The organism is Brevundimonas sp. (assembly GCF_027484365.1).
Lineage (GTDB): Bacteria > Pseudomonadota > Alphaproteobacteria > Caulobacterales > Caulobacteraceae > Brevundimonas.
On the sequence record NZ_JAIXTC010000030.1, the window covers coordinates 73,647 to 88,887 of the forward strand.

General features: G+C 68.4%; 14 protein-coding genes. 4 read left to right on the forward strand and 10 right to left on the reverse strand.

Going from position 1 to position 15,241, the window contains the following annotated elements; translation table 11 throughout:
* Positions 1 to 24: 24 nt before the first annotated feature.
* Complete coding sequence (mrdA, locus tag Q0044_RS15670) at positions 25 to 2,040, forward strand: penicillin-binding protein 2 (protein ID WP_298163397.1); 2,016 nt, start codon at positions 25 to 27, stop codon at positions 2,038 to 2,040.
* The gene (rodA, locus tag Q0044_RS15675; RefSeq protein ID WP_298163398.1) at positions 2,037 to 3,188 is read left to right on the forward strand and encodes a rod shape-determining protein RodA; all 1,152 of its coding nucleotides are present in this window, start codon (positions 2,037 to 2,039) and stop codon (positions 3,186 to 3,188) included. Before mrdA ends, rodA begins: the two co-directional genes overlap by 4 nt.
* Positions 3,189 to 3,408: 220 nt before the next feature.
* On the opposite strand, the gene pip is transcribed toward rodA, so the two are convergent.
* Positions 3,409 to 4,383 carry a prolyl aminopeptidase gene (pip, locus tag Q0044_RS15680; protein ID WP_298163399.1) on the reverse strand — a complete coding sequence of 325 codons (975 nt, stop codon included), beginning with the start codon at positions 4,381 to 4,383 and terminating at the stop codon, positions 3,409 to 3,411.
* Between the two features lie 28 nt (positions 4,384 to 4,411).
* Positions 4,412 to 4,780: a DUF423 domain-containing protein gene (locus tag Q0044_RS15685; RefSeq protein ID WP_298163401.1), complete on the reverse strand. Its 369-nt coding sequence runs from the start codon at positions 4,778 to 4,780 to the stop codon at positions 4,412 to 4,414.
* Positions 4,781 to 4,829: 49 nt separating this feature from the next.
* Between Q0044_RS15685 and Q0044_RS15690 the strand changes: the two genes are divergently transcribed.
* Complete coding sequence (locus tag Q0044_RS15690; protein ID WP_298163402.1) at positions 4,830 to 5,987, forward strand: MFS transporter; 1,158 nt, start codon at positions 4,830 to 4,832, stop codon at positions 5,985 to 5,987.
* Here the strand turns inward: Q0044_RS15690 and Q0044_RS15695 are convergent.
* The 3 genes from Q0044_RS15695 to Q0044_RS15705 all read right to left on the reverse strand — a co-directional run bounded on the left by Q0044_RS15695 (position 5,984) and on the right by Q0044_RS15705 (position 9,572).
* A complete protein-coding gene (locus Q0044_RS15695; protein ID WP_298163403.1) occupies positions 5,984 to 6,577 on the reverse strand; it encodes a C15 family peptidase in 594 nt (197 codons plus the stop codon). The two genes, Q0044_RS15690 and Q0044_RS15695, sit on opposite strands and share 4 nt — an antisense overlap.
* A gap of 115 nt (positions 6,578 to 6,692) precedes the next feature.
* Complete coding sequence (locus Q0044_RS15700; protein WP_298163404.1) at positions 6,693 to 9,245, reverse strand: tipN; 2,553 nt, start codon at positions 9,243 to 9,245, stop codon at positions 6,693 to 6,695.
* A gap of 144 nt (positions 9,246 to 9,389) precedes the next feature.
* The gene (locus tag Q0044_RS15705; protein WP_298163405.1) at positions 9,390 to 9,572 is read right to left on the reverse strand and encodes a hypothetical protein; all 183 of its coding nucleotides are present in this window, start codon (positions 9,570 to 9,572) and stop codon (positions 9,390 to 9,392) included.
* A 168-nt stretch (positions 9,573 to 9,740) separates the two neighbouring features.
* Here Q0044_RS15705 and Q0044_RS15710 point away from each other — a divergent pair, with 168 nt between their 5' ends.
* Complete coding sequence (locus Q0044_RS15710) at positions 9,741 to 11,204, forward strand: phospholipase D-like domain-containing protein (RefSeq protein ID WP_298163406.1); 1,464 nt, start codon at positions 9,741 to 9,743, stop codon at positions 11,202 to 11,204.
* Here Q0044_RS15710 and Q0044_RS15715 read toward each other — a convergent pair.
* The 5 genes from Q0044_RS15715 to folD all read right to left on the reverse strand — a co-directional run bounded on the left by Q0044_RS15715 (position 11,189) and on the right by folD (position 15,178).
* Positions 11,189 to 11,926, reverse strand: a complete 738-nt coding sequence (locus Q0044_RS15715) for an endonuclease/exonuclease/phosphatase family protein (protein ID WP_298163407.1) — start codon at positions 11,924 to 11,926, stop codon at positions 11,189 to 11,191. The two genes, Q0044_RS15710 and Q0044_RS15715, sit on opposite strands and share 16 nt — an antisense overlap.
* A gap of 51 nt (positions 11,927 to 11,977) precedes the next feature.
* Positions 11,978 to 12,670: a TPM domain-containing protein gene (locus Q0044_RS15720; protein WP_298163409.1), complete on the reverse strand. Its 693-nt coding sequence runs from the start codon at positions 12,668 to 12,670 to the stop codon at positions 11,978 to 11,980.
* The gene (locus tag Q0044_RS15725) at positions 12,664 to 13,488 is read right to left on the reverse strand and encodes a TPM domain-containing protein (protein WP_298163411.1); all 825 of its coding nucleotides are present in this window, start codon (positions 13,486 to 13,488) and stop codon (positions 12,664 to 12,666) included. Before Q0044_RS15725 ends, Q0044_RS15720 begins: the two co-directional genes overlap by 7 nt.
* 20 nt (positions 13,489 to 13,508) lie before the next feature.
* Positions 13,509 to 14,186: a LemA family protein gene (locus Q0044_RS15730; RefSeq protein WP_298163412.1), complete on the reverse strand. Its 678-nt coding sequence runs from the start codon at positions 14,184 to 14,186 to the stop codon at positions 13,509 to 13,511.
* Positions 14,187 to 14,254: 68 nt separating this feature from the next.
* Positions 14,255 to 15,178, reverse strand: a complete 924-nt coding sequence (folD, locus tag Q0044_RS15735; RefSeq protein ID WP_298163413.1) for a bifunctional methylenetetrahydrofolate dehydrogenase/methenyltetrahydrofolate cyclohydrolase FolD — start codon at positions 15,176 to 15,178, stop codon at positions 14,255 to 14,257.
* Between the last annotated feature and the right edge of the window lie 63 nt (positions 15,179 to 15,241).

Consider the following 15,241-nt stretch of genomic DNA (forward strand, 5'->3'; position numbering starts at 1 on the left):
AGCTCCTTCGAGGAGCGAAGCAGGATGAGCGGCGAACCTTCGATCTTCTTCTCGGACGTGAACGAACGTCAGGGTTCGTTCCTGCGCCGGACGTTCGTGGTCGGCGGGCTGACGGCGCTGGGCGCCACCGCCCTGACCATACGTCTGGCCCAGTTGCAGGTGGTTCAGGCCCAGGAATACTCGACCCTCGCCAGCCAGAACCAGTTCAACTTCCGCCTCGTCCCGCCGCCGCGCGGGCGCATCCTCGACCGCAACGGCGTGACCATCGCCGGCAACCGGCCCAGTTTCCGCGTGCTCGTCGTGCGCGACGAGACCCGGGATCTGGACCAGACGCTGGATCTGCTCGGCCGCCTGCTGCCCGACACGCTCGACCGTCGCCGGGCCATCATCCGCGACGTCAACGCCGCCCCCCGGTTCAGCCCCGTCCCGATCAAGAGCGACCTGACCTGGGAGGAATTCGCCAGGGTCAACCTTTATTCGCCCGAGCTTCCGGGCGTCATGGCGGACATGAACGAGGCGCGCTTCTACCCGTACACCGGCGCCTTCGCCCATGTGATCGGCTATGTCGCCAAGGTCTCGGACCGCGACATCCAGGCCATCCGCGACCGGGGCGAGGAGCCGCCGCAGATCCTGTTCAACCCGGGCTTCCGCATCGGCCGTTCCGGGGTCGAGAAGGCCCTGGACGCGGACCTGCGCGGGGAGGCCGGCGGCAACCGTGTCGAGGTCGATGCGCGGGGTCGCGTCGTGGCCGAGGACATCGGCGGCTCGCGTCCTGCCGTCCCCGGCAAGGATGTGGTCCTGACCCTCGATGCCGACGTCCAGAACCGTGCGCTGGAAGTGTTCGGCGACGAAAGCGGCGCCTGCGTGGTCATGGACGTCCGCAACGGCGACATCCTGTGCATGATGTCGGCGCCGTCGTTCGATCCGAACCTGTTCGTTTCGGGCGTGCCGACCCGCACCTATCGAGCGCTCGCGGACTATGAGCGCAAGCCGCTGCTGGACAAGACGATCAACGGCACCTTCCCGCCGGGCTCGACCTTCAAACCGGCCACCGCCCTGGCCCTGCTGGCGGCCGGCGTGAATCCGGCCGATCGCGTGAACTGCAGCGGCGTCTTTCGCACCGGCCAACGTTGCTGGGGCCGTCATGGCTCACAGGACATGCACAATGCGATCAAGAACTCCTGCGACATCTATTTCTACACGATGTGCAATCGCGCGGGCGTCGACCTGATCCGCGACACTGCGATGAAACTGGGCTTCGAGCACGAGTTCGACATCGGCGTCGACAACCAGCGCAAGGGCATGCTGCCGTCCACGGAATGGAAGCGCCGGACCTTCCCGCGCGATCCAGTCTGGCACCCCGGCGAGACGACCTCGGTCGCGATCGGACAGGGGGCGGTCACCGTCAACGCCCTTCAGCTGGCGGTCTATACGTCCCGACTGGCCAATGGCCGCAAGGCGATCCAGCCCCGTCTGATCAAGTCTGTCGGCGGCGTCGATCGACCCTCGGGCGCCGAGGTCCCCGACCTGCCGTTCAGTGTCGAGCATCTGGACATCGTCCGGGGCGGCATGATCGCTGTGGCCAACGACCGGTCGGGCACTGCCTATCGCCAGTCCCAGCTCGGCCTCGGCGACATCCAGATGGCCGGCAAGACCGGTACAGCCCAGACGCGGAACTATGGGTCCGGCAGCCGTCGCTCGAACATCTGGTCGCAGAAGGACCATAACCTGTTCATCGCCTTCGCGCCGGTCGATGCGCCGCGCTACGCCGTCGTCGTCATTATCGAACATGGCGGGCGGGGCGGGGGCACGGCCGGCGCTCCCCGCGCCCGCGAGGTCATGCGGACCGTCCTTCTGAAGGATCCGGAGATGCGCGAGCGGATCACCCGCCCGCCGCCGCCCGAGGCCACCGGCCCGCAACTGGACGAAGGCGAGATCGGGGCCGCGCCGGAACCTGCGGTCGCGCCGCCGACACAGACCGCTCCCGCCGCGCCTCGCGCCACCACTGGCCCGCAACCCTATCTGTCGGAGCCGCAATGACATCCTCGGCCCTGACCCGCCCGGGCGAGCGCGACCGTCTGTCGGTCAAGTTCGGCCAGATCGACTGGCGCTTCGCCGCCTTGCTGTGCATCGTCGGGGGCACGGGCGGCGCCATGATGTATTCGGTCGCCGGAGGGTCGTGGGAGCCGTGGGCGACGAACCATGTGATCCGCTTCGGCTTCTGTCTGGTCATGATGCTCGGCCTGTCGCTGGTTCCCCTGCGCCTGTGGTTCGGGGCGGCCTATCCGGTCTATGCAGTCGCCCTTCTTTTGCTCGTCGCGGTCGAGGTGGCCGGGGATACGCGGATGGGGGCGACCCGCTGGCTTGAGATCGGGCCGATCAGCTTCCAGCCGTCTGAAATCATGAAGATCGGCGTGGTGCTGGCGCTCGCCCGTTACTACCACGGCGCTTCGGCCAAGGATGCGCGGCTCAGCTGGAAGCTCATCTATCCGGTCGCGATCATAGCCGCGCCCTTCCTGTTGGTGGCGCACCAGCCGGATCTGGGCACCGCCATGCTGATCGGTCTGACGGGAGCGGCCATGATGTTCATCGCCGGCCTGGACTGGAAGGTCATCGCCGCAGTGACCATCCCGACCGCCATCGCGGTGCCCTTCTATGTCCTGTTCGGCATGCACGGCTATCAGCGCAACCGGGTCCTGACCTTCCTGTCGCCCGAGAGTGACCCGTCCGGAACCGGCTATCACATCACCCAGTCCAAGATCGCCCTCGGATCCGGAGGCCTTCTGGGCAAAGGCTATGGCCTCGGCAGCCAGAGCCAGCTGGAGTTCCTGCCGGAGAAACACACCGACTTCGCCTTCGCGGCCCTGTCCGAAGAGTTCGGCTTCGTCGGCTCTTTCTCGATCCTGCTCTGCTATCTGGCCATCATCCTGATCGCCTTCCGCATCGCCTCCCTGTCGCATAGCCATTTCGGGCGGATGGGGGCGGCCGGCGTGACTGCGACCTTCGCCCTGTATGTCCTGATCAACGGAGCCATGGTCATGGGGCTGGCGCCGGTGGTGGGCGTGCCGATGCCGCTGCTCAGCTATGGCGGGACCGTCATGTTGACGGTGATGATCGGCTTCGGCCTGGTCATGGCCGTGCGGGTGCATCGGTACACCGAGCTGCCCAAGGGCCACGGCCTGATCTGATCGGCGCCTTCTGGAGAAGGTATTCCGCAGCCAGGCTTGCGCCTTGCGGCGAGGATTCCGTTGCCCCGCGCCGATCTTTCAAAAGTTCAGCCGACCCCGGTCCCGGGCTCGTCCGTTTCGTCCGCTTCGTCAGGGTGTTTTCCGTCCGGACCCGGACAGCCGTGCACGCGGCCTTCAGCTTCGGCTGATCCGGGCCCTCCGCCCGGATCCGGTCCAGTGCCTAGAGTGTGGCGGCCCAGTCTGTCGCCCGGACCAGACTGTCGACGATGCCCGGCTCCGTCGAGGCGTGACCGGCGTCGGGGACGACATCCAGCTTCGCGTCCGGGAAGGCGCGGTGCAGGGCCCACGCGCTGGCGATCGGGGTGACCACGTCGAACCGGCCCTGGGCGATCCAGGTCGGGATATGGCGGATCCGGCCGATGTTCTTCAGCAGCCAGCCTTCTTCGGGGAAGAAACCGCCGTTGACGAAATACCAGCACTCGATGCGGGCGAAGGCGACGGCGAAGTCGGGTTCGGCGAACTTGTCCGGGCGGGCGGCCGGGCCCTCCACGCTGACCGTCTCGCCCTCCCAGCTGGACCAGGCGATGGCGCAGCGCTCGCGCTCGGCCCGGTCGTCACCGGTCAGGCGCTTGTAATACGCGCCCATCAGGTCGTGGCGCTCATCTTCGGGGATCGGGGCGACGAACCGCTCCCAGGCATCGGGGAAGATCATCGAGGCGCCGTCCTGGTAGAACCAGTGCAGCTCCTTCTTCGTCAGCAGGAAGATGCCGCGCAGGATCAGGGCGTCGACCCGTTCCGGGTGGGTGATGGCGTAGGCCATCGACAGGGTTGAACCCCAGGAGCCGCCGAAGACCGTCCATTTGTCGATGCCGCAGCGTTCGCGCAGCCGCTCGATGTCATCGATCAGGGTCCAGGTCGTGTTGTCTTCGAGAGAGGCGTTCGGCCGCGACTTTCCGCAGCCACGTTGGTCGAACATGACGATGCGGTAGATGGCGGGATCGAAATAGCGCCGCATTCCGGGGTTCACCGCCCCGCCAGGGCCGCCGTGCAGAACGAGCGCGGGCTTTCCCTGCGGATTTCCACATTCCTCGTAGTAGATCTCGTGGGCGCTTCCGGTCTGCATCCAGCCGGACGCAAAGGGCTCGAGCTCGGGATAAAGCTCGCGTCGGGGCGTCTCGGTCACGGGAAAAGCCATTCGGTGGTCGGAGCTTTCAGCTAAGGGATCAAGCGTTTACGGATTGTGACCGGAAAGCGGCGAAGGCAAACATCAGCCAGCCGGCGATCATCAGCACCCCGCCGATCGGAGCGACCGCGCCCAGCACGGGCAGGCTGAGCAAGCCGAGCAAGGCCAGGGCGAGACAAAAGATCAGACCCCCCGACGAAGCCAGCCAGCCGGCCGCGGCCGCCGGACGATCGATCGGGGAAACGGCGCAGATCAGGGCCAACAGGGCATGGGCCAGCTGGTAGGAGGCGCCGGTAGTCAGCAGGGTCTTGATCTCCGGCCCCGCCCCGTGCGCCGCGAAGGCGCCCACAGCCACCGCCATCGCGCCGTTGAACGCTGCGAAGACGGCAAGGTGACGATTCCGAGTCATTCGCTGACCGTAGCCCACGCATCCGTCGCCGTCTGCTATCGGATGGTCCATGAATCCGTCACGGCGCATGGCCCTGCAGTATGTGTTGCTCTTCGGCGCCAACGGCGTGAGCCTGCCGTTCGCGGGATTGTGGTTTCGCGCCCAGGGATTCTCGGGCGCCGAGATCGGTGTGCTTCTGGCGGCCCCGATGCTGGCCCGCCTGATCACTGGACCGGCCATCGCGGTGTGGGCGGACGGCTTCCGGCGGCGTCGCTCGCCGATCGCCATCCTGGGACTGGTCCTCGGTCTGGCCTATGCGGGGGCCGGCCTGACGGAGGGAGTCTGGCTGCAGGGATTCGTGTGGTTCGTCGCCGCCACCGCCATGGCCGGATTGATCCCGCTCAGCGACGTTCTGTCGCTCCAGGTCGCGCGACGTCACGGGTTCGATTTCGCCTGGCCGCGAGGGTGCGGCTCTGCGGCCTTCGTCGCCGCCAATGTGATCATGGGCGCGATCCTGACGCGGGGATCGGCGGATTGGGTGATCGTCTGGATCGCCGTCGCCGGGGCCCTGGTCGCATTGACGGCCGCGACCCTGCTGCCCGCCGATCCGGTTACCGAGGGGCCGAAGCTTGCGGGACGCGAACGGTTGGCCGGATTGACCCGGTTGGCCGTCGATCCGGTCTTCATGACCGCCGTCCTGGCCATCGGCGCGGTCCAGGCCACCCACGGCTTCTACTACGGCTTCTCAGCCATCGCCTGGAAAGCTCAGGGTATCAGCGAGACGATGACCGGCCTGCTGTGGGCCGTCTCGGTCGTGGTCGAGATCGCCTTCATGTGGTGGGTCGAGCCGTGGCGGAAGCGGCGCGGGATCGGACCATGGACGATCCTGACCCTCGGCGGTATCGCGGCCGTGGTACGCTGGACCGCGATGGCCTTCGCCCCGGCCCTGTGGATGCTCTGGCCGCTGCAGGCGCTCCACGCCCTGACCTTCGCGGCTACCTATCTGGCGGGGGTGCAGATCATCGAAAAACTGGCCCCGCCCGGCGGGCATACCGCCGCCCAGACCCTGAACTCCGTTATGGCGGCCGGCATCCTTATCGGTTTGGCGACCCTGGCGGCCGGGCCGCTGTATGACCGCGTGGGGGTGTTGGGCTATCTGGCCATGAGCGGACTGGCCGTGATCGGCCTGCTGCTGGGCTGGCGTCTGCGCCGGATTGGCGGGATCTAGCCGAGGCGGGTGCGCGGCAAGGGCGACAGGTGTCGTGCCATGGCCGTTGCGGCGGTCTGGATGCCTAGCCGAAGCTGGGCTTCGTCTACCGTCGAGGGAGCCCGCAGCAGACCCACGGCCGGCGCATCGACGTCATCCTGCAGGGACGTCAGAACGCGATAGAGCAGATAGGAGCCTGCATCGTCTTCACTGTCCGAGGTCGCATCGGCGCTGAGGCCGGCATCGTTCAGTGCGCGAACCATTTCGGCCACGGGTGCGGTGGCGCGCGCGAGGCTGGGGCCTGTCTCCGAGAGTTTCTTTCCGCCGGTCAGGGCGCGATTTTCAGCCCGCATCTGGACGCGGAAGCCGTCGCTCTTGCGGGTCCGGCCGACGAGCAGGACGGCGCTGCAATCCGCCTCATCGAGTTCGCAGTTGATCCGGTCGGCGAGAACGGCGGGTTCGCCAGGGCCCAACGGGCGCAGACGCGCGCCGGGAGGGGCCCAGTCGGTATCACTGTCGAGGGCGTTCCAGAGGGGATCGGCCGTCTCATAGACACAGACCAGGATCGCGGGCCTACGGTCCGGTTGGTTCTCGGCGATGGTGTCGAGCATGAACCCTGCTAGGCGCGTGACAACGTTGTGACAGCGGCCGGACGGTGTCCGCAAGCGGACGATCTCGTCAAGTCAAAACCGCGCGCCGGACGGTTTGAGAGGGTGATTTCACCCATCAGGCGAGATCACCTACCGCCGCATCGAGCAGCATGAAGGCCCGTCCCGCGTCGGTCGCGAGCACGGCCAGAACCGCCGCTGCGCCGGCCCGGGCTTCGTTGCTCAGGCGACCGGCGAAAGCGCGCACATAGCGTTCGGCGTCTGCGCGCAACTCGGGGTCGCTCATGACCCGGCGCGAGACGCTGCGGACCGCGGCCGGGGCGACGCGGCGGACGATCTGACGGGCCCGGTCCGGGTCGCGGCCGGCGAAAGCGGACGCCGCCTCCTCGACACGCGAGCGCGGCAGCAGGGCGTTAGGATCAACCCCCATGCGCCGAATTGCGGCGGTGATCCGGTCGGTCAGCGCGCCGTCGTCGGCAGGCATGACCGGCGTATCGAGGTCAAGCGGCGGATCGCCCGGACCGTCATCGACGAGATCGCTCCAGTCAAGCCGGTCCCTGGCGGGAGGTGTGGGACGGGCGCCGGGATCGTCTTCGGCGGTCGCCAGCTGCATGCGGCCGCGCAGGCCGAAGACGCGATCCGTGTCCGCCGGCGGCGAACGACGCTCGGTGGCCGGTGCGGGTTCGGCCAGGGGCTCGCGTCGACGGATCGGCGCGCCGCCGTCGCCGGAGACGACCCCCATCAAACGAACGGCCTCGGTCAGCATGTCGTAGTTGCGGCGGACCCGTTCCTGGAAACCGGCGTCCAGCGCCTCGGTGTCCTCGGCGGCCTTGCGAGAGGCGGCGCCGAGGGCGGCGAGGCCTTCCTCGACCGTCACGCGGACCGCCTCGGCGCGCGCGCGGGCTTCTTCCGGCAGGCGCGAGGCGCGGTCATCCAGATCGCCGATGGCGGCGTCGACCTCGGCGAGGGCCTGGGTCATGCGGGACAGGGTGGTTTCCAGCTTCTCGATCGCCCGCTCGCCGGCCTGGTCCACCAGGTGAACGGTCTCGCCCACGATCCGGCGGGCGCCCTCGACACGGGCGTCGGCCGCCATGTCCGCCTTCTGGGCGGCGTCGAACAGCGCCTCTCCGAGGCGGTCGGCGCGGATCTGGGCCTGACTTGCGGCACCGTCGGCGGCGGCCCGGCTCTCTTCAGCGGTAGCCTTAAGCACAGCGAGGGTGCGGCGCGTTTCCTCGACCAGGGTGTCACGGGCCTCGGCGGCCAGGGCCTCGAAGCGGTCGAGAGACAGTTTGGTGGCCGCATCGAAGCTGTCTGCCTCGCGCTGGGACAGGTCCACGAGGGCGCGGAACTGGTCCGTTGCGGCCTCGACCAGGTCGCGCAGGCCTTCGGTCGCCTTGACCGAGGTCTCGCTGAGATCGCCGGTCGCGCTGCGGGCCGCCGACAGCTGTTCAGTCAGCTGGGCGCGCTGGCTTTCGACCTGGGCCGAGAAGTCCTCCTGGTCGGTGCGCAGCGCATAGGCGGCGGTGACCAGGGCGGCGCGCTGCTGTCCCAGACCCTCTTCGACGGACTGGATCTGTTCGGCGACGCCCGTGCCGGCGTTCTCGAGGCGCAGGGTCTGGCGCGCCAGGTCGTCGGCCGCCATTCTGGCGGCGTCCTGGGCCTCCCCGGCGGCGGCCGCGAGATCGGCAGCGCGGGCGGCGAGGGCGGCTTCGGCTTCGCGAAGCTGGGTCTGTGCGAGGTCCGACGCGTCGACAATGAGGCGCGACTGGCGCTCCACGGCGTCGAGCACGCCGGAGGCCTGTCCATCAAGGCGGCCGCCGAGGGCGGTCATCTCGTCGCGCTCGCGACCAAGGGACTCGGTCAGGCGACGCGCGGTGCGACCGGCCGCCTCGGCGGCCTCGTTCAGGCGGTTCGTCTCCATCGACAGGGCTTCGCGCAAAAGGGCCATGTCGTTGCGCGCGCGCTCGGCGGCCAGCGCGGCCTGGTCGATGTCGTTGCGCAGAGCCGAGAGCACATGGCCGGTCTGCTGGGCGGCGAGGGCCGTCGGGGCGACGAGCGCCTCGGCAAGCTCACGGGCGCGACGGGTCTCGGACGCCAGACCGGCGCCCTGACGCACGGCGTGGGCCAGCATGATGGCAAGACCGGCGGGGGCGAGGGCGATCAGGGCGTAGATCGCCAGCCGCAGGGGATCGGAGGAGACAGCGCCGGAGCCGACCTCATAGGCGGCCCAGGAGGCGACGCCGGCAATCCACAGGGCGGCGGCGACGCCGGCGATCAGGTAGGAGGGGCCGGACTGCACCGGCGCGGGTCTGAGGGTCGCGGTTTCCGTGGCAGGCGCAGGCGGCGGCGCATAGGTCGCGGGAGGGGCGTCTGCGCTGATCGAAAAGGCGATGGGCTCGACCGCAGGCGCGGGTTCAGCAGTCTGGGGTGGAGGCGCGACGGGGGCTGCGGGTTCAAGCTCGGCAGGCGAGGGCAGTTCAAGATCGGCGGCGTTACGCTGCTGTTCCAGCAGGCGACGACGGCGGCGTTCCGACATCGGCCGTTCGGGTGGGCTCTCGGGTTGCGGGGCGGGCGCGGCTGTGGCGGCGTCTTCAAGTCCGGCCGTCGCGTCGCCCAAAGGCGCCGGTTCGGGGTCAGACAGGGTCAAAGGCGGCCGGGAGCGGGACTTCATGGGGGGCGGATCTCAGGTGGGCTGGCGCGTGACGCAGAATTCACGCGCGGTCTCAACCCTAGACCATTTTGCGCGGGTATCGACTCGCCGTTGGGTCAAAAAAGCGCCCGGCAGGCGTCGATGGTCAATTTGAAGCGCCGTAACCTAGCAGTCGTTCGTCGGTTGCGTCGTCAATCGAGCCTGGGCCGGAACGTCCGGGCATTCGCTGACACGATGGATCTCCCGATCCGGGCGGGGCGCACTGTTGAGGTCAACGCCGAACTGGGCCAGCGCGGCCGTGGCGAGCAGGGCTATGAATCCGGCCAGCAACTCGATCAGCGCCTGCACGTGCGATACTCCCCGTTCCGACCCGTCTTATGCCTGATTTCGACGAACCGGGCAATCCGGCCGCGGAACCACATTGACCGGCGAGCCATGGGCGTGGAACGGAAGATAGGTCCGGGCGTCTTTGCAAACCGGGCGCCCCGATCTTCGACGCCGGCAGGGACACCCGACATGGACGCCGCCCAAGGCCCGCAGCTGGACACTGGCGCCCTCCTGGCGCCCGGCGATACGTGCTGGCGGGTCGAACAGGCCGACCGCCTGTCGATCCTGATGGAGAACAGCGCCTATTTCGCGGCCCTGGCGTCCGCCCTGTCGAAGGCACGACGATCGGTGGTGGTCCTGGGCTGGCAGTTCGACCCGCGCACGCGGCTGGACCCGGCGACCCGCCACGGGGACCGGCAGGCCGAGATCGGCCATCTGCTGCGGATGCTGGTCAAGACCCGCCCCGAGCTCGACGTCAGGCTACTGATCTGGAAGTCGCCTCTGCTGATCGCCGCGTCGCAAGGCTTCTATCCGCACAAGGCCCAGGCCTGGTTCCGCAAGCGGATGGTGGAGTTCCGCCTGGACACGCCGGGCCCGATCGGCGCCTGTCATCACCAGAAGGCGATCATCATCGACGATGCCGTGGCCTTCTGCGGCGGCGGGGACATTTCGGTCGATCGCTGGGATTCCGAGGCCCACCTGGACGACGATCCGCTGCGCTGTCAGCCGTCGGGGATCATCTCGGCGCCCCGGCATGAGACCATGTGCGTGATGAGCGGAGCGGCGGCGCGGGCCCTGGGCGATCTGGCTCGGGAGCGGTGGTTCAAGGCCACCTGGGAGCGGACTGTGCCGGAGACGGTCGAGGGAGACCCCTGGCCCGATGATCTGGCGGTGGACTTCAGCAACACGCCGGTCGGCATAGCGCGGACGGAGCCGGGGTTCGGCGGCCGTCATGAGGTCCGGGAGAACGAGCGATTGCACCTCGAGGCGATCCGGGGCGCGCGGAAGCTGATCTACATGGAGAACCAGTATTTCACGTCGCCGATCATCGCCAACGCCCTGGCGCAGCGCCTGGACGAAACGGATGGACCGGAGATCGTCCTGGTCTCGACGGGCCGCAGTCCCAGCTGGTTCGACAGTATGACTATGGACACCGCGCGGGCCGAGGTCCTGTTCCGGCTGGAGAGCGCCGACCGGCACAACCGCTTCTTCGCCTTCAGCCCGAATACGAAGAATGGCGAGCGCATCATCGTCCACGCCAAGGTGACGGTGGTGGACGATGTCCTGTTGCGCATCGGCTCGACGAATCTGAACAACCGGTCGCTGGGGTTCGACACCGAATGTGACGTGGCGATCGCTCCGGAGGACGAGGCCGGGCATGCGGCCATCCGGCATTTCCGCCATCACACGATCGGTCACTTCATCGGTGTGACGGCGGAGGAATTCTCGGCCGCCGAAGCCGTCTGCGGCTCCATCGGCGGAGCGATCCAGAAATTCGGCAATGGTCGCATGTCTGCGCTCGGTGCCACGCCTCCGTCCATGATCCAGCGGACCGTCGCCGAGTTCCAGCTGGGCGATCCGACCTCGCCGCGGGACGCCTGGCGACCCTGGAAGCGCCGCAACCGCTCGCAGCGGCTTCAGTCGCCGGGTTGAATCTCGAAATCTACCACCAGGGGCAGATGGTCGGACGCCATCCGTGACAGCGGTGAGAACGGCGCGCGCACGCCGGTCACCTTGATGTCCGGGCTGACGAACACGTGGTCGATGCGGATCGCCGGGAAGCCGGACGGGAAGGTCTTCAGGGTAGGCTTGAGCCCGAGCTGGCGCTGACAGTCCGCGTGGCTTTTCGCCAGGGTCTGGTACGGGCGGGTGATCGAGGTCGCGTTGAAATCGCCGGCCAGAAGCGTGGGTCCCTTGCAGTCCGGGTGACCCAGCCAGTCCTTGCCGACCAGGGCCGCTGCCTGGAGCCGCTGCTCGCGCGGAACCAGGCCCAGGTGGGTCGTGAGGACATTGATATCGAAGCCCTGGATGTTGACGCGCACCCAAAGGGCGCCGCGCGGTTCCAGTCCGGGCACGCCGCGCACGGTCGGGAGGGCGCCGACGCGAACGAGAGTCTCCGGGTGCGGGGTCAGGATCGCATCGCCGTATTCTTCGGCTTCGATCCGCATGGCGGGGTGGAAGCGGACGGCCATCGACAGACGGTCCCCGATGGCGCGGGCCTGATCGACCCCGCCGGTCCGGGCGCGGCCGACGTCGAGTTCCTGCAGGCAGACGATGTCGGGTTCGAGCTCGGCGATCACGCCGGCGATGCGTTCGACGTCCAGTCGTCTGTCCATTCCGACACAGCGATGGACGTTATAGGTGACTAGCCGCATGGTGCCACGGGCTAGGCCAATTCCCTGTCAAAAGCGAGACCGTCCGGAGCGTCAGATTTCGACCAGTCGATCGGGCACTTCGTTCGGATTGCGCGGCCGGGGCGGGAAATGTTCGGCCAACACGCCGCCGACCAGGGCGATCGCCCGTTCGAAACCCTCGGCGGCGCGTCGGTCGCGCAACCCCTCGGTCAGAGCCTGCACCGCGTCGGCCCAGACCGCCTGATCGACCCGCGAATGAATGCCCTGGTCGGCGATGACCTCCACCTGCCGATCGGCCATGGCGGCGAAGATCAGGACGCCGGTGCGGTGCTCGGTGACATGAAGGCCGTGGGCCAGGAACTGATGCATGGCCGCCTGCCGCGTCCGGTCGCGCCGCACGCCACGCGGCGTCGCCAGCCGTGTCAGCAGGGGAATCCTGAGCAGTGTATAGACCGTCACGAACACTGCGGCCTGCACCACGGCATAGACGCCGAGCGCACGGCCGAGGTTGAGGTCCAGGGCGGACAGATGGCCGGCCTCCCAGCCGTCCCCCAGCCCCGGGAACCAGGCGGGCTCGAACCCTAACGGGATCATGAGGAGCGGCAGGATCAGCGCCGCCGCCGCCGCCCAGGCGAGGCTGATGTCGCGATAGCTCGAAACGCGTCCCGCGAGGACGCAGAAGATCTCGCCGGAGGTGGCGGCTTCCGCCGTCGCGATGGCGCCGGCGACGCGTGCATGTTCGCTGGAGTTCAGTCGCATCACCATCCGCCCGAGGCTCCCCCGCCGCCGAAGCTGCCGCCGCCGCCCGAGAAACCGCCGAAGCCGCTGTCCGAACCTCCCCAGGAACGGCTCGACGAACCGCGCGACGATCCACGCGCGGCGTTCGACAGGATTTCCGACGCCCCCCAGATCAGGATGGGATCGATCCCGCTCCGGCGAGCGCCGCGCTTGCGTCCCCTCCTGCCGATGCCTCGCAGCAGGCTCAGGAAGAGGAAGATGAAGATCAGGGCGATGACGAGACCCGCGAAGACCGGCGCCCCCGCCTCGCTGGGCGCGGCCTCTGCGGCGCGGGCCGCAGCTTCTGCTGGGTCCAGACGCAACTGGGCGATGACGGCATCGACCCCGCTCTCTATGCCGCGCGAATACTCGCCGTCGCGGAAGGGCGGCAGGATGTCAGTCTGGATGATCTGGTTGGACAAGGCGTCTGTCAGGACCGGCTCGAGGCCGTAGCCGACCTCAAGCCGCACCTTGCGTTCGTTCGGTGCGACGATCAGCAGGACGCCGCTGTCATTTTCCGCATTTCCGATGCCCCAGGCGCGGCCGAGCCGGTTGCCGTAGTCCTCGATCTCATAGTCCTGGAGGCTGTCGAGGGTGACAACAACGAACTGGTCGCCCGTGTCCGTCTCCAGCTGGGCCAGTTTCGCGGTAACTGCGGCCTCGACGGCCGGCGTCAGCAACTCCGCCTGATCGACGACACGACCTGACAGGGCGGGGAAGGCCGGGTCAGCCGCGAAGGCCTGGGGAACGAACGAAAGCAGCGCCGCCAGACCGGCGAGGACGACGACCCGAAAATCCCTGGTCAAACTGGGTGCCCGGAACGGGTTCACTGGGCGGGTGGCGTCGAGCCCGGTGCGACGGCAGGGGCGGAACCGCCCGGCGCGGCGGCGGCCTGACCGTCAAGGTTGAACGACACCTGGGGCGCGGTCTGCGCCTCGGCTGTTGCGGTGAACAGTTGCATCGGCTCCTCGCCCGAGAAGGCCGTCCTGGCCCAGATCACGGTCGGGAAGGTGCGCAGGCTCGTATTGTAGTCGCGGACCGCCTCATTGTAGTCGCGCCGCGCGATGGTGATCCGGTTCTCGGTGCCTTCCAGCTGGGACTGGAGCTGCAGAAAGCCCTGGTTGGCCTGAAGCTGGGGATAGGCTTCGACCGTGACCAGCAGGCGCGACAGGGCGCTGGTCAGCTGGCCCTGCGCGGCCTGGAACTGCTGGAAGGCGGCCGGGTCGCTGAGCGTCTCTGGCGTGATCTGGACGGCCGTGGCGCGGGCCCGGGCCTCGATCACCTGGGTCAGGGTGGTGCGCTCCTGGATCGCTGCGCCCTGGACGGTGGCGACGAGGTTGGGGATCAGGTCGGCGCGGCGCTGGTACTGGCTCTGGACGTCGGCCCAGGCCGCCTCGGCCCGCTCCTGTTTCTCCGGGATGGTGTTGTAGCCGCAGGCCGCCAGGCTCTGGGCGGCGAGAAGGATGGCGACCGAACCGGCGAGACGAGATGCGCTGCGAGCCATGAATCTCTCCATCCAACGGCGAAGCGCCGTCTGTCGATGGGGGACTATCAGGCGTTCGTGACGCCGCTTCAAGCGTCCAGTGGTTCCGGCGCGACCCCGGCAGCGCGACAGGCGGCGGTATAGGTGTTGGCGAGCAGGCAGGCGATGGTCATCGGGCCCACCCCGCCGGGCACGGGCGTGATCGCGCCGGCGACGGTCACCGCCTCGGCGAAGGCGACATCGCCCACGACGCGTGTCTTGCCTTCGGCCGCCTTGACCGGATCGGCGGACGGGACGCGGTTGATGCCGACGTCGATCACGGTCGCGCCGGGCTTGATCCAGTCGCCCCTGATCATCTCTGGCCTGCCCACGGCGGCGACCAGGATGTCGGCGGCGCGGCACAGTGCGGGCAGGTCCCGGCTGCGCGAATGGGCGATGGTGACCGTGCAGTTCTCGGCCAGAAGCAGCTGGGCCATCGGCTTGCCGACGATGTTGGAGCGGCCGACGATGACCGCGTTCAGCCCCGAGAGATCGCCGAGCCTGTCCTTCAGCAGCATGGTCGACCCCAGCGGCGTGCAGGGCACGAGGCCCGGGAGGCCGACCGCGAGGCGGCCCGCATTGACGACGTGGAACCCGTCCACGTCCTTGTCCGGATCGATCGCGCCCAGCACCGCCGAGGAATCGATCTGAGCGGGCAGGGGCAACTGTACGAGGATGCCGTGGATTCCCGCGTCAGCGTTCAGCGTCTCGACCAGGGCCAGCAGCTCGGCCTGGCTGGTTGTGTCAGGCAGGCGATGGGTGTCGGACCTCATCCCGGCGCGAGCGGTCGTTTCGCCCTTGTTGCGGACGTAGATCTGGCTGGCGGGATCCTCGCCGACGATCACCACGGCCAGTCCCGGCTTGAGACCGTGGGCCGCCTCGAGCCGCGCCGAGGCGGCCGCCACCCGCTCGACCAGACCGGCAGCGAAGGCCTTGCCGTCGATGATCGCCGCGCGCGCGTTGGATTCGGCCATGGGAGGCCCTCTTTCGTCAGGATTCGATAAGGTGCGGGCGATTTACAGGCGTCACGGTTCAGC